The organism is Streptomyces sp. NPDC001904, assembly GCF_040297005.1.
Classification (GTDB): Bacteria; Actinomycetota; Actinomycetes; order Streptomycetales; family Streptomycetaceae; genus Streptomyces.
Genome location: NZ_JBEOYI010000012.1, coordinates 194,991 through 219,624, shown reverse-complemented (window position 1 = coordinate 219,624; position 24,634 = coordinate 194,991). Strand labels below are relative to the sequence as shown.

General features: G+C 72.2%; 21 protein-coding genes. 2 read left to right on the top strand and 19 right to left on the bottom strand.

The window, feature by feature from the left end:
* Positions 1–144: 144 nt before the first annotated feature.
* Entirely contained in the window at positions 145–408 is a 264-nt protein-coding gene (locus ABT127_RS21365) for a BatC protein (RefSeq protein ID WP_351452223.1), read from the bottom strand.
* A gap of 306 nt (positions 409–714) precedes the next feature.
* On the opposite strand from ABT127_RS21365, the gene ABT127_RS21360 reads away from it, so the two are divergent.
* Positions 715–918, top strand: coding sequence for a cold-shock protein (locus ABT127_RS21360; RefSeq protein ID WP_351452220.1), 204 nt, complete (start codon positions 715–717; stop codon positions 916–918).
* 88 nt (positions 919–1,006) lie between these two features.
* Here the strand turns inward: ABT127_RS21360 and ABT127_RS21355 are convergent, their stop codons facing one another.
* Both ABT127_RS21355 and ABT127_RS21350 read right to left on the bottom strand, forming a co-directional pair.
* Positions 1,007–1,369 carry a hypothetical protein gene (locus ABT127_RS21355; protein ID WP_351452218.1) on the bottom strand — a complete coding sequence of 121 codons (363 nt, stop codon included), beginning with the start codon at positions 1,367–1,369 and terminating at the stop codon, positions 1,007–1,009.
* A gap of 37 nt (positions 1,370–1,406) precedes the next feature.
* Positions 1,407–3,095, bottom strand: coding sequence for a protein kinase domain-containing protein (locus ABT127_RS21350; protein WP_351452216.1), 1,689 nt, complete (start codon positions 3,093–3,095; stop codon positions 1,407–1,409).
* Between the two features lie 273 nt (positions 3,096–3,368).
* On the opposite strand from ABT127_RS21350, the gene ABT127_RS21345 reads away from it, so the two are divergent.
* The gene (locus tag ABT127_RS21345) at positions 3,369–4,094 is read left to right on the top strand and encodes a phosphatase PAP2 family protein (protein WP_502971753.1); all 726 of its coding nucleotides are present in this window, start codon (positions 3,369–3,371) and stop codon (positions 4,092–4,094) included.
* A gap of 7 nt (positions 4,095–4,101) precedes the next feature.
* Here the strand turns inward: ABT127_RS21345 and ABT127_RS21340 are convergent, their stop codons facing one another.
* From ABT127_RS21340 to asnB, 16 genes are read right to left on the bottom strand one after another with little or no spacing between them, the layout of a single operon-like run.
* On the bottom strand, positions 4,102–5,427 hold the full coding sequence (locus ABT127_RS21340; protein ID WP_351452214.1) for a glutamate-1-semialdehyde 2,1-aminomutase: 1,326 nt from the start codon (positions 5,425–5,427) through the stop codon (positions 4,102–4,104).
* A gap of 7 nt (positions 5,428–5,434) precedes the next feature.
* Positions 5,435–5,986, bottom strand: coding sequence for a dTDP-4-dehydrorhamnose 3,5-epimerase family protein (locus tag ABT127_RS21335; RefSeq protein ID WP_351452211.1), 552 nt, complete (start codon positions 5,984–5,986; stop codon positions 5,435–5,437).
* Complete coding sequence (locus ABT127_RS21330; RefSeq protein WP_351452209.1) at positions 5,983–7,215, bottom strand: polysaccharide pyruvyl transferase family protein; 1,233 nt, start codon at positions 7,213–7,215, stop codon at positions 5,983–5,985. Before ABT127_RS21330 ends, ABT127_RS21335 begins: the two co-directional genes overlap by 4 nt.
* Positions 7,212–8,159 (bottom strand): glycosyltransferase family 2 protein, encoded by a 948-nt coding sequence (locus ABT127_RS21325; protein ID WP_351452207.1) that lies wholly within the window; start codon positions 8,157–8,159, stop codon positions 7,212–7,214. The genes ABT127_RS21330 and ABT127_RS21325 overlap by 4 nt, the downstream gene beginning before the upstream one ends.
* Positions 8,156–9,457, bottom strand: a complete 1,302-nt coding sequence (locus ABT127_RS21320) for an MATE family efflux transporter (RefSeq protein ID WP_351452205.1) — start codon at positions 9,455–9,457, stop codon at positions 8,156–8,158. Before ABT127_RS21320 ends, ABT127_RS21325 begins: the two co-directional genes overlap by 4 nt.
* The gene (locus tag ABT127_RS21315) at positions 9,454–10,737 is read right to left on the bottom strand and encodes a DUF4910 domain-containing protein (protein WP_351452202.1); all 1,284 of its coding nucleotides are present in this window, start codon (positions 10,735–10,737) and stop codon (positions 9,454–9,456) included. The genes ABT127_RS21320 and ABT127_RS21315 overlap by 4 nt, the downstream gene beginning before the upstream one ends.
* Positions 10,725–11,750, bottom strand: a complete 1,026-nt coding sequence (locus ABT127_RS21310) for an NAD-dependent epimerase/dehydratase family protein (protein WP_351452200.1) — start codon at positions 11,748–11,750, stop codon at positions 10,725–10,727. The genes ABT127_RS21315 and ABT127_RS21310 overlap by 13 nt, the downstream gene beginning before the upstream one ends.
* 3 nt (positions 11,751–11,753) lie before the next feature.
* Positions 11,754–12,401, bottom strand: a complete 648-nt coding sequence (locus tag ABT127_RS21305) for a PIG-L deacetylase family protein (protein ID WP_351452198.1) — start codon at positions 12,399–12,401, stop codon at positions 11,754–11,756.
* Positions 12,398–13,192, bottom strand: a complete 795-nt coding sequence (locus ABT127_RS21300; protein WP_351452195.1) for a glycosyltransferase family protein — start codon at positions 13,190–13,192, stop codon at positions 12,398–12,400. The genes ABT127_RS21305 and ABT127_RS21300 overlap by 4 nt, the downstream gene beginning before the upstream one ends.
* Complete coding sequence (locus ABT127_RS21295; protein ID WP_351452192.1) at positions 13,189–14,442, bottom strand: class I SAM-dependent methyltransferase; 1,254 nt, start codon at positions 14,440–14,442, stop codon at positions 13,189–13,191. The genes ABT127_RS21300 and ABT127_RS21295 overlap by 4 nt, the downstream gene beginning before the upstream one ends.
* Positions 14,439–15,680 (bottom strand): glycosyltransferase, encoded by a 1,242-nt coding sequence (locus ABT127_RS21290; protein ID WP_351452189.1) that lies wholly within the window; start codon positions 15,678–15,680, stop codon positions 14,439–14,441. Before ABT127_RS21290 ends, ABT127_RS21295 begins: the two co-directional genes overlap by 4 nt.
* A 2-nt stretch (positions 15,681–15,682) precedes the next feature.
* Positions 15,683–16,999 carry an O-antigen ligase domain-containing protein gene (locus ABT127_RS21285; protein WP_351452186.1) on the bottom strand — a complete coding sequence of 439 codons (1,317 nt, stop codon included), beginning with the start codon at positions 16,997–16,999 and terminating at the stop codon, positions 15,683–15,685.
* Position 17,000: 1 nt separating this feature from the next.
* The gene (locus ABT127_RS21280) at positions 17,001–18,551 is read right to left on the bottom strand and encodes a right-handed parallel beta-helix repeat-containing protein (protein WP_351452184.1); all 1,551 of its coding nucleotides are present in this window, start codon (positions 18,549–18,551) and stop codon (positions 17,001–17,003) included.
* Between the two features lie 8 nt (positions 18,552–18,559).
* On the bottom strand, positions 18,560–20,500 hold the full coding sequence (locus ABT127_RS21275; protein ID WP_351452182.1) for a heparinase II/III family protein: 1,941 nt from the start codon (positions 20,498–20,500) through the stop codon (positions 18,560–18,562).
* The gene (locus ABT127_RS21270; protein WP_351452179.1) at positions 20,497–22,680 is read right to left on the bottom strand and encodes a bi-domain-containing oxidoreductase; all 2,184 of its coding nucleotides are present in this window, start codon (positions 22,678–22,680) and stop codon (positions 20,497–20,499) included. The genes ABT127_RS21275 and ABT127_RS21270 overlap by 4 nt, the downstream gene beginning before the upstream one ends.
* A gap of 17 nt (positions 22,681–22,697) precedes the next feature.
* The gene (asnB, locus tag ABT127_RS21265; RefSeq protein WP_351452176.1) at positions 22,698–24,632 is read right to left on the bottom strand and encodes an asparagine synthase (glutamine-hydrolyzing); all 1,935 of its coding nucleotides are present in this window, start codon (positions 24,630–24,632) and stop codon (positions 22,698–22,700) included.
* Between the last annotated feature and the right edge of the window lie 2 nt (positions 24,633–24,634).

Sequence of the window (24,634 nt, the reverse complement as noted above, 5' to 3'; positions counted from 1 at the left end):
ATGCGGGGCCCCCGGGGGGGCGCGGGGGGTGGCGCCCCCTGGGGGGGGGGGCCACGCCCGCGGGGCCCCGGGGGGGGCGGGGGGGGCCCCGCCCCCCGCCCCCCGGCCGGGCGCCGGCGTCCTGGAGCGTGCGGGGAGTGCCGCTCAAGCGCCACTGCCGGAGTCGTCGGCCGCGCCGTCGGCACCGCCGTCGTGCACGCCCGGCGTACCCGACGCGCCCCCGTCGGCGGGACCCTCCGCACCACCGTCGGCACCGCCGTCGTGCACGCCCGGCGTGCCGGCGGCCCCGCCGTCCGCGGGACCTTCGGCGCCGCCGTCGGCACCGCCGTCGTGCACGCCGGGCGTGCCCGCCGCTCCGCCGTCCGCGGGGCCTTCGTCCTGGTTCGGGTCCTGTCCGGGGTTCGTCATGCGTCCTCCTCTGGAAGGGGCGGTCGGGGCGGGGGCAGGCCTCTGCGTGCCCCCGCGTCCCCACTCTTCAACCAAACTCACCCACCCGGATCCGGGCGGCAACCCGAGCGGCCGCGGCCCCTACTCCGTCCCGCCAGAAGGGAAATAGCCACACAATTCGGCACAGGCTGCTAGGGTCGACGGCAGTTGCAGTTGTGGTTCCCGAGACTTTTGTTTTCCGGTGTTCTTCTCCGGGTGGGCAATCATCGCGGCGACTCGGGGCGCGCACGGTGTGCGTTCCGATCACTGCTCCGAAGGAGACAACACATGGCTTCCGGCACCGTGAAGTGGTTCAACTCCGAAAAGGGTTTCGGCTTCATCGAGCAGGACGGGGGCGGCCCGGACGTCTTCGCCCACTACTCGAACATCGCCGCGCAGGGCTTCCGTGAGCTCGTCGAGGGCCAGAAGGTCAACTTCGACATCGCTCAGGGCCAGAAGGGCCCGACGGCGGAGAACATCGTCACCGCCTGACGCGCACCCCGTGCATGAGGGGCTCCGCCGGTACTCACCGGCGGGGCCCCTCATCCGTTCTCCCGCTCCTGCTGTGTCGTGACGTCGGTCAGTGCTCCGAGTAGGCGAAGTCGCCCACCGTCCAGGCGGTCACGTCGTCGATGGCGACGCGGTACATGCCGCCCGTCTCCGGAATGCCCATGGTTCCTTGCAGGATGCGGGCGAGATGGAAGTGCAGGTGCGTGGGGTCGGCGGCCGGCTTCTGCGCGGGCAGCGGGAACACCCGCGCGAACGGGCGGAGTTCCGCGGAGTCCGTCAACACCTCGGACACGCGCTCCCGCCAGACGGCCTCCGGGGCCAGCAGCCCCGTGATGACGGCCCCGCCGGTGACCACGGTCAAGGACATGCGATGAGTCTGCTCGGCCTCGACCGTGGCGGCGAGATCGACGAGCAGTGCGTCAGGCTTGGACATGGCCGCAGATTCTATGCGGCCGAGCCCTCCCGTGCGGTCAGGATCGCTCCGTCGAGAAGGTCGAGCAGTTCCCTCCGAGGATCAGACCGTCGAGGTGGTCCGGGGTCGACGTGTCGTAGGTCGCCGACAGGTTCACCGCGTCGAAGTTGGACGGCCGGTTGATCCAGCGGCTGGCCCGCAGGGTCAGGACACGTCCCGTGAACGTCCCCTTCATCGCGAACGAGCCCCGGGGCACCCCGGGGTTGGACGGGGCCGGGTAGAACGAGAACACCGCGTCGGCGGTGCCGTCACCGTGCTGCTCGATGGTGAGGGAGAGGCCCGTGATGCCCTGGTTGCAGATGTAGTTGCCGTCCCACTGGCCCGACAGGCCCTCCCCCGACTCGGACGGGGTGTCCGAGGGACGGGAGTAGGGGCTGCCCGACGCGGGCACGGCGGGACCGGAGTCCGACGGGGTCGGTGAGTCGGAGGAGTACGCGTAGCTCGGCGACGCGCTCGGACCCGCGTCGTCGTCCGACGCCCCGCCGAAGACGGCGTCCGCCTTCCAGGCGACCAGCCCGAGGGCGAGCGCCCCGGCGACGATCGCGGCGATCACCCCGGCGCGCCGGCCCGACGACGACCCGCCGGGAGGACCGGGCAGCGGCGCCGGGCGTGTCGCCATCGGCGGCCCGAAGCTCCCCGACGGCGTCCCGGCGAACGCCGTGGGCGTATAGGCGGGCGGAGGCGTCGCAGGCACCGGCGGCGTCTGCGGGCGCGGTCCCGTGAGGGTCGACGCCCCGTACGGGGGCGGTGTCCGGGGCGGGGCCGGGGTGTCGCCGCCGCGACCGCCCAGCGAGCCGGACGCCTCCCGCACTCCGTCGGCGACAGCCGCCGGGAGCCAGTCCGCGCCGGTGAACAGCAGCGTCGTCCGGGCCCCGCCCGCCACATCGGTCAGCTCCGCCAGCAACTCCCCGACGCGCGGCCGGGCCAGCGGGTCCTTGGCCAGGCACCGTGCGAGGAGCGGACGCAGCGACGCGGGGACCGCGTCGAGGCCGGGCTCGCCGTGCACGACCCGGTACATGAGCCCCTGCGCCGAGCCCGTGCCGAAGGGGCCCGAGCCGGACGCCGTGAACGCGAGGACCGCGCCCAGCGCGAACACGTCGCTGGCCGGTCCGACCCGTTCACCCGTCAGCTGTTCCGGTGACATGAAGCCGGGCGTGCCGATGACCACGCCGGTCCGGGTGATCGCGCTGGCCTCGGTCGCCGTCGAGATGCCGAAGTCGATGACGCGCGGTCCGTCGGCCGCCAGCAGCACGTTCGACGGCTTCAGGTCGCGGTGCACGAGTCCCGCGCCGTGAATGGCCTCCAGCGCCTCCGCGAGCCCCGCCGCGAGCGTGACCACCTGGGTGGCTCCCCACGCTCCGTGCCGGGCCACGGCGGTGTCGAGCGAGAGTCCCGGCACATAGGCGGTGGCCAGCCAGGGCGGGTCCGCCTCGGTGTCCGCGTCGACCACTCCGGCCGTGAACACCCCGTTCACCCGGCGGGCCGCGGCGACCTCGCGGGCGAACCGCGCCCGGAACTCCCCGTCCTCCGCAAGCTCGGGACGGACCACCTTGACCGCCACGGCGCGGCCGCCCTTGGACCGCGCCAGGTACACGCGTCCCATGCCGCCCGCGCCCAGGCGGCCCACCACTCGATAAGGACCGATGTGTTCCGGATCGCCCGCTCCGGTCGCCTGTATTCCTGTCACCGGTCCCATCCCCCAAAGTTCACCCGCGCCCCCACGCACGCAGGGCAGACATCATGACGCCAGCAAGCGCTTGTGGATGTCCGTTCGCCGCAGACTCGCACCGACTCGTAACTCTCGCACAGTGTGGAAACGGGTTGATGCGCGACTGAGGCACAGGACCTGACGAATCGCCCGCTTTCCGGCACACGAACGGCGCCCGAGGGGCGATGATGGTCGCTGGACGGCCGACCGGACGACAGGGAGCTCGCGTTGGATCGCCTGGCAGAAGCGGACCTGGACGGCGGACACGAAGGGCAGCAGCGCGGTACGAAGACCAGCGGGCCCGGGACGGGCCGCCCCACCCCCTCGGCGCTCCACGGGCCGTCGCGCGCGTGGCTCGGCCGCGTCGCCGTGCTCGCCGCCGTGGTGGTCGCCGTCCTCGCGGTCCTGTACGCGGGCCACACTCAACCCGGCACCGTGGACCGGTGGTTCGTCGACCCGACGTCGGACAGTGTGGGGCAGCCGTGGCGGCGCGTCGCCCTGGCCCTCGACTTCTTCGGGGAACCCGTGGGCTCGGTGGCGCTGGTCGCGGCCCTGATGGCGGGCTGTCTGCTGCTGCGCCGACCGCGCGCGGCGGCGCTCTTCGCCGCGGGTGCCGTGGCGTCCGTGGCGACGACGACCCTGCTCAAGCAGGTGGTGGGACGGACCATTCACGGACCGGGGAACCTGTCGTACCCGAGCGGGCACACCGCCTTCGCCACCGCGCTCGCGGTCGCGCTGGCCCTGCTCGCGGCCGGTCTGCTCCGTCTCGGCAGGACGGCGGGGCTCGCGCTCGTGCTCGGTGTCGCGCTGGCCGGCGGCGCCACGATGGGGTGGGCCCAGGTCGCCCTGGGCGCGCACTATCCGACGGACGTCCTCGGCGGCTGGTGCACCGCGCTCACCGTGGTCCCGGCGACCGGGTGGCTGGTGGACCGGACGGCCGGCCGGATGTCCGGTACCGGCCTCCCGGTGCGTCGCTGACGCCCTGTCACACCAGCCTGCGGAAGACGGGTTTGACGGGCCGCCCGCCGACCCAGGGAGTGGGATCACCCGCGTCCAGCGCCTTGCGGTACACCTCGCACGCCCGGGCGACGGCGTCGACCGTCCGGTCGATGTCGGCGTCGGTGAGCGCGCTGCTCACCACGAACGACGGTGCGAGCACCCCGCCCGCGAGGAGCTCACGCAGGAAGAGCGTGCGGTACTCCTGTGACGGCCGCAGCTTCTCGTCGAGGGTGCCGAAGACGAGGTTGCTGGCCCGGCCGCGCACGACGACGTGGTCGCCGACCCCCGCCCGCGCCGCGGCCTCGCGGACCCCGGCGGCCAGCCGCTCGCCGAGGGCGTGCAGCCGGGCCGTGATGCCTTCTTCCTTGTAGGTGGTGAGGACGGCCATCGCGGCCGCCAGGGAGTGCGTCTCCGCCCCGTGGGTGGTGGACAGCAGGAACACCCGGTCGTGCGAGTGCCGCAGGCCGCCGTGTTCCATCAGCTCCCGGCGCCCGGCCAGTGCCGAGACGGCGAACCCGTTGCCCAGCGCCTTGCCGAAGGTGGAGAGATCGGGGACGACACCGTAGAGGCCCTGGGCGCCGGCCTCCGACCAGCGCAGACCGGTGATCATCTCGTCGAAGACCAGGACGCAGCCGTGCCGGTCGGCCAGTTCGCGCAGTCCGGCGAGGTAACCGGCGGGCGGTTCGGTGTGGCCCGCGGGTTCGAGGATGAGGCAGGCGATCTCGCCCCGGTACCGGGTCAGCAGTTCCTCGGTGGCGGTCAGGTCTCCGTAGGGGAACGCCACGGTGAGTTCGTTGATCGCGTCCGGGATGCCGGAGGACATCGGCGTGGTGCCGATGAACCAGTCGTCGACCGAGAAGAACGGCTGGTCGGCGCAGATGGCCACCCGCGGGCGTCCGGTGACGGCGCGGGCCAGGCGGACCGCCGCGGTGGTCACGTCGGAGCCGTTCTTCGCGAACTTCACCATCTCGGCGGTCGGCACGGTGGCGAGGAAGCACTCGGCGGCCTCGACCTCCAGGATGGACGGCCGGACGAAGTTGCTCCCCCGGTCCAGTTCGCGCCGGACGGCCTCGGTGACCTTCGGATGGGCGTGGCCCAGGCTGACCGACCGCAGACCGGAGCCGTACTCGACGTAGCGGTTGCCGTCGACGTCCCACACCTGCGCGCCCTGCCCGTGGCTGATGACCGGGGCAAGGTCCTCGGGGTACTGGTCGTCACCCTTGGCGTACGTGTGCGCGCCTCCGGGGATCAGCTCGTGCAGTCGTTCGTTCGCCGCCAGGGATCGGGGCAGCGAGATGTTGTTTTGGTGCAAGCCGTCGTCATCCTCTCTGGAGTTTCAGGATCTCGGCGAGGCGGGGTGCCTCCCGGTCCCGCTGGGACATCGACGTGACCGGCAGCGGCCACGGAATGGCGAACTCCGGGTCGTCGAAGGCGATCGTCACGTCCTCGGACGGATCGTGCGGGCGGTCGATCCGGTACGACGTGTCGGCGGTCTCGGTGAGCGACTGGAAGCCGTGCGCGCACCCCGCCGGGATGTAGAGGGTCTTCTGGGTGTCGCCGGACAGTTCGAAGAAGGCCCGGTTGCGGTAGGTGGACGATTCCGGGCGCAGGTCCACGACGACGTCGAAGATCTTCCCGTACGAGCAGCGCACCAGCTTGGCCTCGCCGTTGCCGGAGCGCAGGTGCAGGCCGCGCACCACGCCCCGCGCCGTGCGGGACACGCTGTCCTGCACGAAGGCGTTCGGGTCGAGGCCCACCGAGCGGATCACCTCGGCGTCGAAGGTGCGGCAGAAGAAGCCGCGCTCGTCGGCGTGCGGTGTCGGTTCGAGGAGGAACGCCCCGGCGATCTCGGGTACTTCGGTCGCCTTCATGCTGTCTCCCGCAGGGCCTGGGCGTGGGGGTTCGCCGGGAACAGGGTGGTGGTCAGCGCGGCGAACTGATCGGCGAGTTGCCGCGCGGCGGTGCGGTTGCTCCCGACGAGCGTCTGCCGCAGTTCGGCCGCGTGCTTCTCCAGCGCGCGGAACTGTTCGAGCAGCCGGTCGGCGTCGACCTCGCGCGCCGGGTGGCAGTACGCGCCGAGGCCCATCCGCTCCATGAGCGCTTCGCTCTTCGTCGCGTAGCAGAGGGCGAGGACCGGTGTTCCGGTCTTCAGGGCGCAGATCAGGTTGTGGTAGCGGACCGCGACGACGGTGTCGGCGGCGGCCATCTCGTTCATCAGGTCGGCCAGCGAGGCCGGTTCGGCCGCGGTGACCAGGGGTGAGTCGACGGCGTCGAGGACGGCGTCGACCACGGCCGTGTCGCACTGGTCGCCGGTGAGCAGGCGGACCGGCCGGCCCTCGTCGGTCAGGGTACGGACGAACCGGATCGTGCCGTCGAGGTAGCGCCGGTGGATCTCGTCGGCCCGGGCCCGGTCGTCGTTGCCGCCGTGGAAGTCCATGACGCCGAGGCAGACCGTGCCGGGTGCGCCGGTGGGCGCGACCCGCGCCGGCGCGGGGAGGGAGAACGCGAGGTCCGGGTAGACCTCGTCGCGGCTGGTGTCCACGCCCATGGCCCGCATCGCGTCGCGGGACGGGGTGTCCCGGTACGAGCGGTAGGCGGCGCACCGTGCGGACCAGCGCACCAGGGCACGGGTGGGACGGCTGCGGATCTCGGCGGCGCCGACGCCGACGAGGGCGACCGGGGTGCGCAGCAGCCGGCCGCTCGCGCAGAGCAGGAACAGTGAGTACGGGAATCCCCACGGCCGCAGCGGCAGGGTCGCCTCCAGGACGCCCATCCCCGGGACGATCACCACGTCGTGGCGGCGCACCCAGGCGGCGGTACGGAAGACGTCGACGAATTTGCCGAGTCCCTTCGCCACGACGGCGCCCGCGCGGGAGGCGGTCCGGTACTCCGCGCGGTTCCAGTGCAGCCGGGTCGCGGGGATCTCGAAGCGGGCGGTGACGGCCTCGGGTCCGCCGCACAGGGCGTCCACCTCGGCGTCGGGGTGGTCGGTGCGGAGGTAGCCGAGGACGGCTTCGAGCGATCCGTCGTTGCCGAGGTTGCCGGAGCCGAGCAGCCCGAACAGCCCGACGCGTACCGGCTGGTGAGCAGTGGTGCTCATGTCCGCCTCCCCTCGCGCCCGGCGACGAGGTCGTCGACGGAGACGGTGAGGTGTGCGGGGTCGACGGGGGCGCGGTCCTCGACGCGTTCGCCGGCGCCGGGCCGTACGCGGCTGGTCATCCAGGCGCTCAGGTGGCGGTAGCAGGCGCGGCGGTCGGCCGGGGACAGCGGGGCGCGGCGGATCGACGAGGCGAAGCCCCAGAGGTACTCGGCGAGCAGCCGGGGCGTCGGGTGCAGCGGGCCGGCCCGGCGGGGGTCGAGGTTGACGCACCGGGAGCGCTTGGAGGGGTTGGCCCGCTCGGCGCGTCCCGGGTGGTCGCGGCGGAAGTACAGCAGCTCCGGCACCTGGTGGAAGCGGCCGTGCAGGGTGATCTCGGCGACGTAGGTGCGGTCGGCGTGGTGGTAGCTGTCCATGGATTTCACGCGGCGCAGCACGTCGGTGCGGATCACGCCGTAGAAGTCGTCGCCGCCGGGTTCGAAGAGCAGGCTGCGGAAGCGCTCCGGCGCGTGCGGCGAGCCGGTGGCGAGCGTGTACTCGTAGGGGACGGTCACCCTGCCGTCGCCGTCGATGACCGCCTGGTCGGTGTGTGCGAGGATCACGTCGGGCCGTTCGTCGAGCGCCTCGACGCACAGGCGCAGCAGGTCGCGGCCGTAGAGGTCGTCGTGCGAGGCCCACTTGAACAGTTCGCCGCGCGCCTCGTCGAGCAGCCGGTTGTGGTTCGGGGTGGCGCCGACGTTCCGGGGCAGCCGCTGGTAGCGGATCCGGGAGTCCTTGGCCGCGTACAGGCGGCAGATGTCCTGGGTGCCGTCGGTGGAGGCGTTGTCCGAGATGATCAGCTCGAAGTCCTCGTAGGTCTGGCCGAGCAGGGCGTCGAGGGACTCGGCCAGGTACTCCTCGCCGTTGTAGACGGGCAGGCCGACGCTCAGCCTGGGGTGGGGGGTCATGTGGTCCTCACTTCGGGAATGGGGTGGTGGTGGCGCAGGCCCGACCGCAGGGACAGCCACCACACGGCGGAGCCGATCAGCGTCGCCGCGGCGACGCCCCAGGCCGAGCCGACCGTGCCGCCGGCGACGGCTCCGCCGAGGCCGCCGCCGACGTAGCAGACGGAGGCGAACACCTGTGAGCGCAGGCTCAGCCGGGCCGCGCCGAGCGCCCGGAGTCCGGCCGCCGCGCCGGTGCCGAGTCCGGCGCCCGCGACGCCGAGGGTGATCGGCACGATGAGCCGGGATGCGGAGTGCCAGACGTCGCCGAGGACGAGTTCGCCCGCCCGGTCCGGCATGAGCAGCAGCGCCGTCCCCCACAGCAGCGCTCCGACGGCCTGCCCGCCGCCGAGGAGGAGGCAGAACCTGCCGAGGCGCCGGGGAGCCTGGCGCAGTACCCGGGCGGCCTCGGGGACGGTGACGAGCGAGAGGCCCATCAGGACGGCGAGGAACGGCCCCATGAGGAGCTCCGCGCCGCGTACCGAACCGACCGCGCTGACCCCGACGATCGCGCCGAGCCCGTAGGCGCGCACCTGGCTGGCGCCGCTGAGGCAGGTGTTCTCGACGAGGTAGCGGTAGCCGAGGTCACGCTGTTCGCGCAGCCAGCCGCGGGCCCGGGTGACCCGGGGCAGGATGCCGGACTGGACGTAGCCGTAGACGCCCGCCACGGTCGCGGACGCGCCCCAGGCGAGGACGAACGCGGCCACGGTGTCGACGCGGGCCGCCACGAACATGGCCGGGACGAGGGCCACGCCCCACACGACGTCGTTGAGGAACGCCTTGCGTCCGATGCCCGCGGCGAAGAACGAGTACCGCCAGGCGTCCTGCAGCAGCAGCCCGGGGAGCATGACGCCGAGACAGGCGAACGCGGGCCCCACCCGGCCGCCGAGGCCGAGCCCGGCGGCCAGGCAGGCCACGCCGATGGCGGAGCCGACGACGATCGCGGTGCCCGTGGAGCGGGCCACCGCCCCGCGCCAGGAGTCCTCGGACACGCCGCTGAAGCGGACGACGAGCGGATCGGTGGCGAGGCCGCGCGAGATGTTGAGCACCACGCCGTAGGTGACCCAGGCGAGGCTGAACACGCCGAACGCCGCGACGCCGAGCGAGCGGGCCACGTAGATGCCCACCACGAAGTTGGAGATGCTGGAGGCCGCCTGGTCGGCGAGGCCCCAGGACAGCCGTCCGAGCAGGGCCCGCTTCGCCGAGCCCGCCGGTTCCGGTGTGGTCTTCGCGTTCTCCCCCTCGGTGGTCGTCGACGTCATGGCTTGACCAGCCCTGCGCCGTGCAGGGCGTCGGCCGCGGCGGCGACGGTGTCGAAGGGCAGCCCGGAGCGCTCGGCGACGTCCAGCAGGCTGTGTGCGCCGTCGGACATGTTGAGCACCCAGAGCATGGCCATCTGCGCCTGTTTGGTGTCGCTGCGGCCGCCGAGCGCGTCGTACAGCCCGCGCCGGCCCAACTGCGGTTCGCCGTACGGGCTGAGGTTGTTGTAGGTGCGGTTGCGGTCGAGTACGGCGAACGCCTCGCGGAGCACCGCGAGGGTGTCCGTCATCGCCTCCGGGGAGACGAAGTCCGGGTTGTCCGCCGAGGTGTGGTACTCGGGATAGCCGGCGTACGGGGTGCGGGTGAGCGAGCCCACGCCGAGGTCGAACCCGGGCGAGCAGTACTGCCGCTCGTCGTATCCGTACGGCGTGAACTCGTTGACCTGGTGCGGGCGTTCGGACGTGCGCAGCACGTGCCGCAGGACGCGGTCGATCTCGGCGTCGCCGCGTCGGCTCTGCTTGTACGTGAGCTGCCCCCTGTCCCCCGCACAGGCCAGCACGAGCCCGTGCCTCACGCGCTCGATCCGCTCGGCGTTGCGGGCGAGCCAGGTGATGGCTCCGATGGTGCCGGGCGCGTAGATGAACCGGTAGGTGTAGTACGGGTTCCGCTCCGCGAGTTCGCGGGCCAGGAAGGTCGCCACGGCGATGCCGGCCAGGTTGTCGTTGGCCAGCGACGGGTGGCACACGTGGCAGGAGACGATCACCTCGTCGGGCACCTGGCCGGGGACCACGTGCTCGGCGTAGGTGAGGTGTCCGTCCGCGAGGGTGGAGTCGACGCGCACCTCGTAGTCGCCGTCGGGCAGCGCGTCCAGGGTCTCCTGGGACAGGCAGAATCCCCACTCCGGCTTGTAGTAACTGGTGCGGTACGGGACCCAGCTCGGCCGGTCCGGCAGGGTGTGCAGGTGCTCGCGCAGTTCGGCGAGCGGCATGGTCCGGGCCACCGGGACGCTGTAGCCGAGCACGTGCAAACTGGACGCGGCGAAGTCGACGACCCTCCTGCCGGAGCTGTCGGCGATGTACGCGTCCCGGATGTTCCACTCCTGCGGCACCGTCCAGTCGAGCACCTGCGTCCCGGTCGGCACCTCGTGCACCTGGAGCGGGACGTACTCCCCGACGATGTCCAGCGTGGCGCGCACGCCGTCGCCGGTGATGCTCCGGCAGAGCGGGTACATCCGCTCCACCAGAGCATGCATCTCCTCGCCGGGCGAGGTCATCGGCGCCACCGCAGGGTGTCGTCGACGGTGCCGGCCTCGGACGCCGCGCGGAGCACGGCGAGCCGGGTGAAGCGCTGGTCGAAGTCCTCCAGGGTGAGCTGGTGCCTGCGGTAGTTCTCGGCGAGTTCGAGGGCGCCCTGCTTGACCGTCCACTCGCAGTCGAAGCCGGGGATCGCCTCGCGGAAGCGGGAGAAGTCCACGCGGTACGAGCGCGGGTCGGCGCCGTGCTCGCCGGTGATCCGCACCTTCGCGCCGGGGACCGCCTCGGCGACCTGCTCGGCGATCTCGGCGACGGTGACGTTGTTGACCTCGCTGCCGATGTTGAACGCCCGGTCGTGCACCGCCTCGCGCGGCGCGGTCAGCGCGGCCGTGAAGGCCCGCGCGATGTCGGCGGCGTGCACCAGCGGGCGCCAGGGCGAGCCGTCGGAGAGGACGAGGACCTCGCCGGACAGCAGCGCGTGCCCGACCAGGTTGTTGAGGACGATGTCGGCGCGCAGCCGGGGCGAGTAGCCGAACGCGGTGGCGTTGCGCATGTACACCGGGGTGAAGTCGTCGTCGGCCAGCGCGTGCAGGTCGTCCTCCACCCGCACCTTGGACTCGGCGTACGGCGTCACCGGGCGCAGCGGGGCGTCCTCGGCGACCAGTCCCGCGCCGCCGGCGGCGCCGTAGACGGAGCAGGTCGACGCGTACAGGAAGCGCCGCACGCCCGCCTCGCGGGCGAGCCGGGCCAGCCGGACGGACGCGTGGTGGTTGATGTCGTAGGTGAGTTCGGGTGCGAGGGAGCCGAGCGGGTCGTTGGACAGCGCGGCCAGGTGGATGACGGCGTCGACACCGGCCAGGTGCTCGGCGGTGACGTCGCGGAGGTCCACCCGGTGCCCCTGCGGGTCGGCGGGCACGGGGCCGAGGACGCAGTCGGCGAACAGTCCGGCGTCGAGGCCGACGACGTCGTGTCCGGCGGCCGTGAGGACCGGGGCCATCACGGTGCCCAGATAGCCCTGGTGTCCGGTCAGCAGTACGCGCAAGGTTCAATCCCCCAGGTCGAGCGTGAGTTTGGTGACGGTGAACGCCTCGGCGTAGCGCGCGTGGCATTCGATACCGCGAATGCGGGCGAGGCCGAGGAAGGCCTCGCGGTCGTACCAGGGCCGGTGGCGCTGCGAGGGGTAGTGCTCCTGCAGCAGCGCGACCTTCTGTTCGGCGGTCTCCGGCGACAGCGGCTGGTACGCGGACGGCCGGCCGAGGTCGCCGTCCCACTTGACGATCTCGTAGCCGAGCACGAGGTGGTCGCGGAAGGCCGTGGTCATCAGCCGCGCCAGGCCGCGGTGGTCCTGGTGGGCGTCGTCGGTGCGCGGGGCCAGGACCAGGTCGGGCTCGGACCGCTCGCGCAGCTCCTCGACGGCGGCCTTGGCGTCCGACCAGTGCGCCGGGAAGCGGCCGTCCGGCATCTTGTCGACGGTCAGCCGCAGGTCGGCGCCCGGGCAGAAGGCGGCGAGCGCGGCCCGCTCCTCCTGCTCCCGGTCGGTGCCGCCGCCGGACAGCACCAGCGCGTCGACCCGCAGGCCGGGCCGCGCCCGGCACAGCGCCAGCAGGGTGCCGCCGGCGCCGATGGCGATGTCGTCGCAGTGGGCGCCCACGGCGACGATCCGGTCGAGGGGACCGGCCCCGAGCCGGATCACGCGCGCACCCCGGCGGTGTCCTGTTCCCACACGGCCCACGGGCGCTCGCCACGCGCGTAGGCGGCGTCGAGGGCGGCGCGCTCCTTCACCGTGTCGGTGGGCTTCCAGAAGCCGCGGTGCCGGTGCGCCACCAGCCGGCCCTGCTTGGCGAGCTGGCCGCAGCCGTCGGCGACGAGGTCGCCGTTCTCCGGGATGTGGTCGAAGACTTCCTGCCGGAGCACGAAGTAGCCGCCGTTCTCCCACAGCGGCATGTCGCTCACCGCGGTGATGCCGCCGACCAGGCCGTCCTCGGCCAGCTCCACGCAGTGGAAGGAGGACTGGGGCGGGACGACCATCATCGACGCGCCCGCGTCGCGCTCGGCGAACCGGTCGATCATCTCCGGCAGCGGGGCGTCGGTGAGCACGTCGGCGTAGTTGGCGAGGAACATCTCGTCGCCGTCCAGGTGGTGGCGCACCCGGCGCAGCCGCTCACCGATCGGCGACTCGATGCCGGTCTGGGCGAAGGTGATCGTCCAGTCCGAGATGTCGGTGGACAGCAGCTCGGTGCGGCCGCCCCTGAGCACGAAGTCGTTGGACGTCGTCTCCTCGTAGTTGAGGAAGAAGTCCTTGATGTGGTGAGCGCCGTAGCCGAGGCACAGGATGAACTCGGTGTGCCCGAAGTGCGCGTAGTAGCGCATGACGTGCCAGATCAGCGGACGGGGACCGACCATCGCCATCGGCTTGGGCACGTCATCGGTGGCGCCGCTGCGCATCCGCATGCCGTAGCCGCCGCAGAAGAGAACGACCTTCATGCTGTGACCTCTTTCAAAGACGCGGCCTCGACGATGCTCAGTTCCGGGATGGGGAAGACGAGACGCCCGCCCCACTCGTGGACGAAGGCGAGCTGCTCGACCAGTTCGGCCCGCAGGTTCCACGGGAGGACGAGGACGTAGTCCGGCTTGTCGACGGCGATCTGCTCGGGCGCGAGGATCGGGATCCGGGTGCCCGGGGTGTAGCGGCCGTGCTTGTACGGGTTGCGGTCGACGGTGTACGCGAGCAGGTCGGGCCGGATGCCGCAGTGGTTGAGCAGGGTGTTGCCCTTGCCGGGGGCTCCGTAGCCGACGACGGTCTCACCGCGGTCGGCCGCGTCGATGAGGAACCGCAGCAGGTCGCGGCGGACCTTGGCGACCCGCGCGGAGAACTCGGTGTAGCCGGACAGCTCCTGGAGTCCGGCGGCCTTCTCGCGGGCGAGTACGTCGGCCACCGCGAGCGACGGCTCGCCGGCCGCCTCGGCGGGGCGGGCCCACAGCCGGATGGAGCCGCCGTGGGTGGGCAGCAGCTCGACGTCGACGAGGGTCAGTCCGCCGCTGGCCAGTGCCCGGATCGCGGACGCGACCGTGTAGTACTGGAAGTGCTCGTGGTAGATCGTGTCGTACTGGTTCTCCTCGATCAGGGTGAGCAGGTGCTGCACCTCGATGGAGACCCAGCCGTCGTCGGCGACGAGCGCGCGCAGACCCTGGGTGAACCCGATGACGTCGGGGATGTGCGCGTACACGTTGTTGGCCACGACCAGGTTGGCCGGGCCGTGTTCGGCGCGCACGGCCGCGCCGGTCTCCGGGCTCAGGAACTCGGTGAGCGTGGGCACACCCGCCTCCCGGGCCGCGGCGCCGACGTTCACCGACGGCTCGATGCCCAGGCAGCGGACGTCGCGGTCCACGACGTGCTTCAGCAGGTAGCCGTCGTTGCTCGCCACCTCGACCACGAAGGAGTCGGCGCCGAGGCCCGCCCGCACCACGGCGTCGGCGACGAAGGTGCGCGCGTGCTCCACCCAGGAGGTGGAGAACGAGGAGAAGTACGCGTACTCCTTGAACGTCTCCTCGGGTGTGATGAGCGGTGGGATCTGCGCCAGCCAGCAGTCGGTGCAGACCCGCAGGTGGAGCGGGTACGCCGGCTCCGGCTGGTCCAGTCGGTCAGCGGCGAGGAAGCTCTCGCACGGCGGTGTCGCCCCAAGGTCGACGACGCTCGCCATGGCTTCCGAGCCGCAGAGTCGGCATCGTGTCATGTACTTTCCCCATCCCCCCTGCTCGTGCGGGTGTCCCCGTCACGAGTCGGTACTGACCGCTCCGCGATCGCGGTGCGGTACTCCTCCACCAGGCGCTCCAGGCCGACGGCCGGGCTGAAGCCCCGCTCGTACCGGCTCCGGGCCGCCCGGCCCATCTCCTGGTTGCGGACCGGGTCGGCCGCGATCCGCTCCAGGCAGGAAGCGAGCGAGGCGGTGTCGCCGGGCCGGTGCAGCAGCCCGGTGACGCCGTCCTCGACGAGTTCGACGAACGCGCCGTGCCCCGCGGCGACGACCGGTACCCCGGCCGCCATCGCCTCGACGGCCACCAGGCCGAACGCCTCCAGCCACGTCGAGGGCGCCACCACGGCGACCGCGCGGGCGATCGCCTTCCGGCACTCCGCCGTGTCCAGCAGACCGGCGTAGCGCACGTCGTCCCGGCCCGCCGCCCACTCGGCCACCTCGCGCTCCAGCGGCCCGGTGCCGGCGATCACCAGCGGCACGCCAGGCCCGCCGTCGGCGGCGAGTTCGTCCCACGCGGCCATCAGCAGTCGCAGGCCCTTGGCCTCCGCGAGCCGACCGAGGAAGAGCAGGTGCTCGCCCTCCCCCGTGCGGCAACCGCCCGGATCCGGAACGAAGTTGTGCTTCACCGCGAGCCGCTCGGCCGGCATCCCCGCCGCGGCCAGGACGTCGCGCTGCGCCGCGGAGATGCACAGGAAGCGCTCCACCCCGGACCACCAGCGGCGCCGGTTGACCGACAGGCTGACCGCGAGCGGGACGGTGGCGAGCCGGGAGCCGCGGTAGCAGCCGTGCCGGACGGCGGGCAGCGGTGTACCCCCCACGCACTCGGTGCACGCGGCACCGTCCCGCTGGAGCGTGCCGGGCGGGCAGACCTGTGTGTAGTTGTGCAGCGTGGCGACCACGGGCACTCCGGCGTCGGCGCAGGCGGCGAGGACCGCGGGCGACAGGAGCGGGAAGACGTTGTGGACGTGGACGACGTCCGGCCGGTCGGCGCGCAGCCGACGGGTGAGTTCCGCGCGGACCCCCGGGTTCCACGGTACGAGGAACGGCAGCGCGGCCTTGCCCGGCAGGGACTTGGCGGCGATGTCGTCACTGCGCCGCTCGAACAGCTCGACCCGGTGGCCGGCCGAGCGCAGCAGCTCCACCTCCTGGTCGACGACCTTGTTCTCCCCGCTCGGCTGCGCCGAGGCATAGCGGTTGTGCACCACGAAAACGTGCATGCTCAGGTCACCTCCGGACGACGGGCCCAGCGCGGGATGTAAGGGCGGTCCTTGGCCCGTGCCTGCGCCGGGATCACGGGCGTCGGCGACGACGGCGGTGGCGGTGGCTGCGGCTGCGGCTGCGTGACGGGTGTGGCCAACAGCGAGGCGGCCAGGGCGAGATGGAGCAGGTACGGCGAGGCGTCTCCGAGACCGGCCTCGGTGTACGAGGCGATCGCGCAGTAGCTGATCAGGAAGATCGCGCAGGCCCGCTGCAGCGACGGCGGCCGCAGCAGGGCGACCCCGGCCAGGACCACGAAGACCACCGCGACGATGGCGACGCCGATCATGCCCTGTTCGTTGTAGACGGCCAGCCAGCTGTTGTCGATGGGCAGGCCGCCGAACGACTTGTCGCCGAGGCCCACGCCGAACAGTTCCTGCGAGACCGACCTCGGTGCGGCGAGCAGGGCGTCCCAGACCTTGGCGCGGCCGGTGAGGTTGGAGAAGTTCTCCTGGCTCTGCCCGCGCAGGAACCACGACTGGAGCGCGCCCGCGAAGACCACGGCGACGATCGTGGCGATCACCACGGTCCAGGTGAAGAACCGGCGGGCGGCCGCGCTGGTCAGCAGGAGCGAGCCGATCGCCACGACGAGGCCGATGAGCAGGCCGAGCGTGGCCGTCCTGGTGTGCGTCAGCATCAGCAGGACGAGCGAGGGCACGATGACGATCGCCGCGCTCCTGCCGTCGGTCCTGCGGCCCAGGAGCATCAGCACGGTGAGCCCGATGATGACGGCCGCGTACTGGCCGATCTGCGGCGGGGTGAGCGGCCACAGCGCGCCGACGAGCCGTCCGCCGTAGACGTCGGGCAGCGCGGCGCCGGGCGAGATCACCAGGCCCGCGGCCACCGTCCCGAGCACGGCGAAGTAGATCCGGATGTGGTGCCGGACGAACGTCAGGCCGCCGTCCCACCAGCGGGTGAGCAGCCACAGCGTGCCGACGAAGAGAGCGAGCCGGGTGCAGCGGAACAGGGCGCCGAACCCGGACTCCAGGTGCACGCTGGACAGCACGCTCGGGACCAGCAGCAGGCTGAGCAGGAGGACATAGGCGCTGGGCCGGAACCGCAGCCGGAGGTTGACCGCGAGCGCGAGGGCGAACGCGGCGACCAGGGAGCCCATGGTGACCATCTGGATGAGCGAGCGGGGCAACGGGATGATCGTCTGCGCGCCGGCGGAGCCGAGCGTGTTGAGGATCAGCAGCCCCCAGGCGACTCCGATGAGCTTCGGGGCGCCCGCCGGGCGCGGTTCGGTGTCGAGTGCCGGGGCGTGGAGCGATGCCGTCATCTCAACCACCGGCCCGCGGGTCGAGGGTGCTGCCCTTGTCCTGCCGGAAGCTCTGGCTCTTCCACTGCGCGAAGTCGATCACCTTGCTCTGGTCCTGGACGACGAACTTCCACGGTCCGCGGTAGACGTTGTCGTGCCAGCGGTTCTCCTGCTTGTGCGTGATCGCCTCGGCGACCTTCTCGCCCTGGTACGGCGACCAGTCGGGGTAGGTGCCGTAGTTGGCGAGGACCGCCATCCGGTCGCACTTCACCGTGCACTTGACGACGGACTTGTCGAGCACGAAGCGGTTGTCGTGGATGTCCACCCGCTGGGTCTTCCACCGGCAGTCGGCGTAGAGCGGTGCCTTCCCTATGGCCGGTTCGGCGCAGCGCTTGGTCTTCTTCACCAGCAGGGTGCAGTCACCGGACGAGGTGTTGGCGGGGCTGTTGCAGAACCGGTCGGCGTTCTCCCAGAGGGTGATCCCGGACCAGTTGTCCTCCAGCAGGTTCCCGTAGATGTCGATCTTGTCGGTGCGGGCCTTGATCCGTGGTTCGCCGCCGGACTCCGACAGGTAGACCGTGGCGAACGGGAAGGTGTCGCCGCTCTTCGCCGCCTTGCGGCCCTCGACCCAGTTGTTGCGCCGGATGGTGTTGTTCCGGATGACCGCGTTGTAGCTGGTCTCGTAGATCAGCGCGGCGCCGTCGTTGTCCTCCAGGACGTTGTCCTCGATGCGGAAGTCGTTGTTGTTGGTGTCCGCCCACAGGCCCGTGCCGCGGTTGTCGTGCACCCAGTTGCCGCGCACGTCGGCGCCGTCGACGGCCCAGAACTTGATGCCTCCGGTGCAGCCGCAGCCCTTGCGCTTGCGCTCCCAGTCGCCGGTGTTGTTCCCGACGATCTCGTTGCCCTCGACGACCAGGCCGGTGACCCGGCCCGATCCCTTGTACGCGTTCATGCCGTACTGGCCGTTGTCGCGCAGGCAGTTGGCGCGGACCTGCTGACGGGCGCCGGCCATCAGCCCGGCACCGGAGTTGTGCTGGATCGTGCTGTGCTCGATCACCCAGCCGTCGGCCGAGTCGTGATTGACCACGCCCTCGTCCGGCGGCGCCACGAAACCCTGCACGGTCAGATGGCTGAGGGTGACGCCGTGGGCGGTGCCGCCGAACGCGTACTGGTTCTTCTTGCGGCCGTCGAGCACCGCGCCCGGCGCTCCGATGTAGCGGTCCCCCTTCTTCGGGATGACCTGGGCGTAGCGGTCCGGGTCGAGGCGGTGCGTGCCCGGGCGCAGCCAGAACGTGGTGTGCGCGGGACTGCTCTTGGTCTTCGCCGTCAGGTCGCCGACCTTCTTGGGGTCGACGGTGACCGCGCCGGCCGGTGCCTTCTCCGGTCCGGCCGGTGCCTCGGCGCACACCCGGGCCACCGGCGTCTTCTTGGCCGGTGCGGCGGACGACGACGGTGTGCTCCTCGGCTTCGCCCCGGTGTCCGACGTCGGCGTGCTGTCGCAGCCGGCCGTCGCCAGCAGGGCCAGGGCCAGCGGTGCCACCGCCAGCGCCCAGTGCCGTCTCTCGTAGCCCACGTGCCCCCCTACCCGCGGAACCTGAGCACGGTCGTGAAGTCGGCGGCGCCCTCGGCGCTGCCGGTTCCGACCAGCGTGGTGGTGGGTTCCTTGCGCCCGAAGCCCGGGGAGTACCAGCCCAGCGGCGGGTCGCTCTCGCCCCGGTGCGCCCGCCAGGTCAGCCCGTCGGGCAGGTCGAGCACCGCGGAGCGGCCTTCGCCCTCGTGGATCCAGGTGAGGACGGCGCGGTCGCCCATCAGGTCGGCGGCGACCGCCGGGCCGAGGTGGAAGGCCAGGCGGACGTCGCGGCGTGGTCCGCGCACCTCGTCGACCAGGCGCAGTTCCTCGCTCCCGGCGCTCAGCTCCACCCGGCGGCGGTGCACGGACGGCTGGTAGCCGTCGTGCTCGGCGCTCCACCGGACCACGTCCCCGGACGTCTCCACGGCCAGGACGCGGGTCCGGGCGTGCCGGGTCCACAGGAACGGGCCGCCGGAGACGGACTGGTCCGTGCCGTCGAGTTCCAGCGTGTTGTGGCCGAGGGTGGAGCGGAAGTACTGCCGCCACTCGGGCTGCCCGTGGTAGCAGAACGTCCCGGGGTCGGCGAGCACCTCGACGCCGTCGTGCCGGACCTCCACGGACAGTGCGTCGGCGTGCGCGTGGGCAGCGATCGACAGGAAGCCGTGCGGGCCGCCGTCGCAGCGGCACCAGATCTTCCCGGGGCCGCGCAGGACGGTCATGCCCGCGTCGGCGAAGTGGGCCGGCCGGGTCTTCGGGCGGGTCACGGCCGGTGGCACGGGCTTGATGAGCGCGGCGAGCAGCGGGGTGCGCACGTCGGTGCCGGTCACCTCGGGCCACCAGTCGAGCCGGCCGAACACGGCGGCGCCGGTGGCGAGCAGCGAGCCCCAGCGGTCGGTGCCCGCTCCGTCCACGACCAGGCCGTGGCCGTCGTCGGCGTCGCCCTGGCGCGGCGGCCTGAGCCGGTTGTCCACGACGGCGGCGAGCGCGTCGGTCATCCGCAGCAGGACGATCCGCAGCGTCGCCGGGACCGGCCTGCCCGCCGCGTCGGCCTCGGCCAGCGCGGCCAGGCCGAGTTCGAGCACGAGTCCGTGGTACTCGGAGGCCAGCTCGCGGTTGAGGCCCGAGTGGAAGGTGTTCGCGCGCAGGTTCCGGTCGAGGGAGCGCAGCGCGGTGTCCCGCCAGCGTGCCGAGGCCGGGAACCAGTCGAACGCGCAGGCCGCGGCGTACAGTCCGGCGGTCTCGGCGATGACGTGGTTGTTCGCCGACGAGCCCCGGCTGGGGAAGGCGGCGAGCCAGCGCTGGTGGTGCCAGATCTGGTTCACCGCGACCGGGTTGTCCTCGAACAGCCCGGTGACGCCCGGCCAGCCGTCGAGCAGCCGCCGGACCCACACCCAGGAGAGCAGCCGGATGCCCAGCTCGATACCGCTGATCCAGTGCACGCCGCGCAGCGGCGGGTTCGCCGTCCACCAGGAACGCAGGTGGTCGGCGGTCCGCTCGGCGTACCGCTCGTCGCCGGTGATCGCGTAGGCGGCGGCGAGCTGGGTGAGGTACTGGTGCCGGGACAGTTCCCAGATCTGCTTGATGTCACCGACCGCGTCCTCGTCGCGGTAGGGGACGTCGAAGGCGTAGCCCCACGGGGCGCGGCGGCCGGTCTTCGGGTCGCGCCACCAGTCCGGGTCGACCAGGTCGTCGCGGACCACCCCGAAGTACTCGGCGTGCCCGTCCATCAGCCGGTCCGCCTCGGCGACGAGCCGCTTGGCGGCGTCCGGCGGGATCGCGGCGACCGTCCCGGCGGGCAGCACCGCCGTGAACCGGCCGCCGGTCGTGCCCGGTCCCTCGGGCCGCGCCGAACGCCACCGGCGGCGGCGCACCGCGTCGCCGGCCCGGCCCGCGACCTCCTGCGGCCCCATCCGGGACAGGCGCCGCAGGTACCAGCCCGTGCTCATGGTCATCGCGGACCCGCCAACGTCACCGGCGCGCCACCGGCCAGGCCGGCCTGCACGGCGAGGGTGGCCGCGGTGGTGGCGGCCAGCGACTGCAGCGGTACCGGCATCGGCCCACCGGTGCGCACGGCCTTGACGAACGCGGCCAGTTCGGCGTTCTGGCCCTTGTCCCGGGCCTTGGGCAGCCGCGAGCTGACCCACCGCTTGCGGCCGTAGACCGAGGCACGGACGAAGTCGTCGAGGCGCAGCACCTTGCCGTCCGCGACCAGGTCCAGCGTCTCCTTGGGGTAGCCGGGGGCGCCGGTGGTGACGTAGCTGATGGTGGCGGTGGAATCGTCCGCGTAGCGCAGGACGACCTGGAGGTCCTCGTTGCCGGCCGATCCGGTCGCGTAGACCGAGACCGGGTCGGCGTCGAGGAGCCAGCTCGCGGTGTCGATGAAGTGGCCGCCCTCACCGGCGAACCGTGAGCCCTCGGTGCCCTGCTGGAGGTACCAGCTCCCGTGCTGGAGCCGGCCGGCGTTGACCAGGTAGCGCAGGCTCGCCGGTCCGGTGCGGACACCGAACCGTCCCTTGGCCTCGCGCAGCAGCGGGGCGAAGCGGCGGTTGAAGCCCACCTGGAGCCGGTCGTTGCCGGACTCCTCGACCGCCGCGAGCACACCGGCCAGTTCGTCCTCGGTGAGCGCCAGGGGCTTCTCCACGAAGACGGCCTTGCCGGCGAGGAGGGCCTGCCGGGTCAGTTCGGCGTGCGAGCTGTGCCGGGTGACGACGAACACCGCGTCGATCGAGGTGTCGCCGAGGACGGCGTCGAGGTCGGTGGTCGCCTCGGCGAAGCCGAACTTGCGCTGGGCGTTGGCCCCCGACAGCGCGGTCGTGGTGACGACGGTGGACAGCTCGACGCCGTCGCGGCGCGCGAGGTGGGGCAGCAGCATCGAGGTGGCGTAGTTGCCCGCGCCGACGAACGCGATCCGCACCGGGGACGAGACGGCCCGCGCCGCACCTGGCCGCACGGTCACGGCGGGCACGGCCACCTCAGGGGCCGGTGTCTCCTTCTCCGCCTCCGGCTCCTGATCGGCGTACCGGAACAGGACGGCGACGGCCTTGAGTTCGCCGTCCTTCAGGCGCCGGTAGGTCTCCACCGCGTCGTCGAAGTCGGCGATGTGGGAGACCAGCGGGTCCACGTCGACGCGGCCGCGGGCCACGAGATCGAGGAAGCAGGCCAGGTTGCGGCGCTCGGTCCAGCGCACATAGCCGATCGGGTAGTCGCGCCCCTCCAGCTCGTACTCCGGGTCGTAGCGCCCGGGGCCGTAGCTGCGCGAGAAGCGGACGTCGAGTTCCTTCTCGTAGTACGCGTTCCACGGCAGGTCCAGACGGCACTTGCCGATGTCGATGACGCGGCCGCGGTCCCGGCAGAGCCGGGCGGCCAGCTCGACGGGCTCGTTGCTCGCGCCGCCCGCCGCCAGATACACCTGGTCGACGCCGTGTCCGCCGGTGAGGTCGGCGACGGCGGCCTCCACCGCGGCGGAGGCGGGGTCGCCGCTCGCCGCGGCGCCCAGGCGCTCGGCGAGTTCGCAGCGGGCCGGGTCGGGGTCGACGCCGACGACGCGGACGCCCGCGGCGGTGAGGAGCTGCGCCACCAGCTGTCCGATGAGGCCGAGGCCGATGACCAGGGCCACCTCGCCGAGCTGCGGCTCGCCCTGCCGGACGCCCTGGAGCGCGATGGAGCCGACGGTGCCGAAGGCCGCGTGCCGGGGCGCGAGCCCTTCGGGCACCGGGCTGTAGAGGTTCTTCGGCACCCAGTTCAGCTCGGCGTGCAGGGCGTGCTCGTTGCCCGCGCAGGCCACCACGTCGCCGACCTTCACGTCGTCGACGCCGGCCCCGACCTGTTCGACGATCCCGCACAGCGAGTAGCCGAGCGGCGTGTAGGAGTCGAGCTTGCCCATCACCTTGCGATAGGTGGCGGGCACCCCGTTGGTGGCCACGCTCTGCATGACCTTGGCCACCTGGTCGGGGCGGGAACGGGCCTTGCCCAGCATCGACATGCCGGCCTCGGACACCTTCATCATCTCGGTCCCGGTGGAGATCAGCGAGTAGGCGCTGCGGACCAGCACCCCACCCGGCTTGCACCCCGGTACCGGCACGTCGAGCACCGCCAGCTCGCCGCTCTTGTAGTTCTGTACGACCTGCTTCACCCGAACTCCTCTATTTCCTAAGCCGTCAAGCGAGCGCTCTGGCCGGACCCGGAGGTCGCGTCGCGGTACCAGTGCTCGAGAGTCAGTACGTGCCACAGATGCTTGGAGTAGTCCTGCTGTCCCGCGGCGTCCTCCGCGACGAGGCGGCGCAGCGCGTCGCGGCGCAGGAAGCCGGAGCGGACCAGCTCTCCGTCGTTGACCACCTCGCGCACCAGCGGTGCCAGGTCCCGGCTCATCCAGGCCCGCAGCGGGGCGCTGAACAGTCCCTTGGGCCGGTAGACGATCTCCCGGGGCAGGATCGAGGTGGCCGCCTCCTTGAGGACGGCCTTGCCCTGCTTCCCGACGATCTTGCGGTCACCGGGCAGGGCGAACGCCGCCTTCACCACCTCGACGTCCACGTAGGGCACCCGTACCTCGGTCGACGCGGCCATGCTGGAGCGGTCGGTGTAGGCGAGGTTGAGGCCCGGCAGGAACATCCGGGCGTCGGTCAGGCACATGCGGTTGACGAAGTCGTCGAGGGTGTTGTCCTCGTAGGTGTCCGCGTGTTCGGTCAGGACGTCGTCGACCGTCCCTGCCAGATCGGGGTCGAGCAGGTCGAGGAGTTCCGTCCGGTCGTACATGGTGTAGCTGCGCCGGAACGCGGTCTCCTCCGGCAGCTCGGCGAAGGACAGGAACCGCTTGGCGAAGCGCACCGAACGCAGTCCCCTGCGGGAGGTGGCGACCGGCAGCCGGCCGACGGCGGCGGACACTCCGCGGCGCAGCGGCCGGGGCACGCGCTGGTAGCGCAGCGCGATCGTGTTGGCCAGGTGCTTGCGGTATCCGGCGAACAGTTCGTCGGCGCCCATCCCCGACAGCATCACCTTCACGCCGGCCTCGCGTGCGGCTGTGCAGATCAGGAAGGTGTTGATCGCGGCGGGGTCCCCGATCGGCTCGTCCAGGGCGTACGTCATCTGCGGCAGCAGGTCGAGCACGTTGGGGGCGATCTCGATCTCGTGCAGGTCGACGCCGAACCGCTCGGCCACCTGCCGGGCGTAGCGCAGGTCGTCCGGCATCGCCTCGAACTTGGCGTCCTCGGCGCGGAATCCGATCGTGTAGGCGGAGATCCCGGGCTGGTGGCGCGCGGCGAGCGCGGTGAGGTAGCTGGAGTCGAGGCCGCCGGAGAGGAAGGTCGCCACGGGCACGTCGGCGAGCAGATGGCGCCGGGTGGACTCCTCGACGATCGCGGCGAGGTCGGGCAGTTCGCCGCTGCGGGCGCGGTCCTGCCCCTCCGCGGCGACCTTCTTCAGGCTCCAGTAGGTACCCCGCTCGACCCGGCCGTCGGGGCGGACGCGCAGCCAGCTGCCCGGCGGCAGCTTCTCCGCCTCGCGGAACGCGCAGCGGGAGTCCGGCACCCAGTAGTAGAGCAGGGAGGCGACCAGTGCCGCGTGGTCGACCTCCAGCCGGCCGCCGGTCGCGGCGGCGAGCGCCTTCAGCTCGGAGGCGAAGACCAGGCCCGGGCCGCGCCGCAGCAGGAACAGCGGCTTGATGCCTAACTGGTCGCGGGCGAGGACCAGTTCACCGGTGCGTTCGTCGAAGATGCCGAACGCGAACATGCCGCGCAGCCGGGGCAGGCAGTCGGTGCCCCAGCGCCGCCAGGCCTCGAGGACCACCTCGGTGTCGGAGGTGCCGCGGAAGCGGACGCCGGTGGACTCCAGTTCGGCGCGCAGTTCCGGCGCGTTGTACAGCTCGCCGTTGTACGTCAGGGCGAGGCCGTCCGAGACCATCGGCTGGGCGCCGGTCTCGGACAGGTCGACGATGGACAGCCGCCGGTGTCCGAGCTGCACCTCGCCGTCGGCGACGGGGTGCCCGTACCGGCCGGCGCCGTCGGGGCCCCGGTGGGCGAGGATGTCCGTGAGCCGGTCGGTGACGATCTTCCCGTCCGGCCAGCGGTACGTGCCTGCGATGCCACACATCG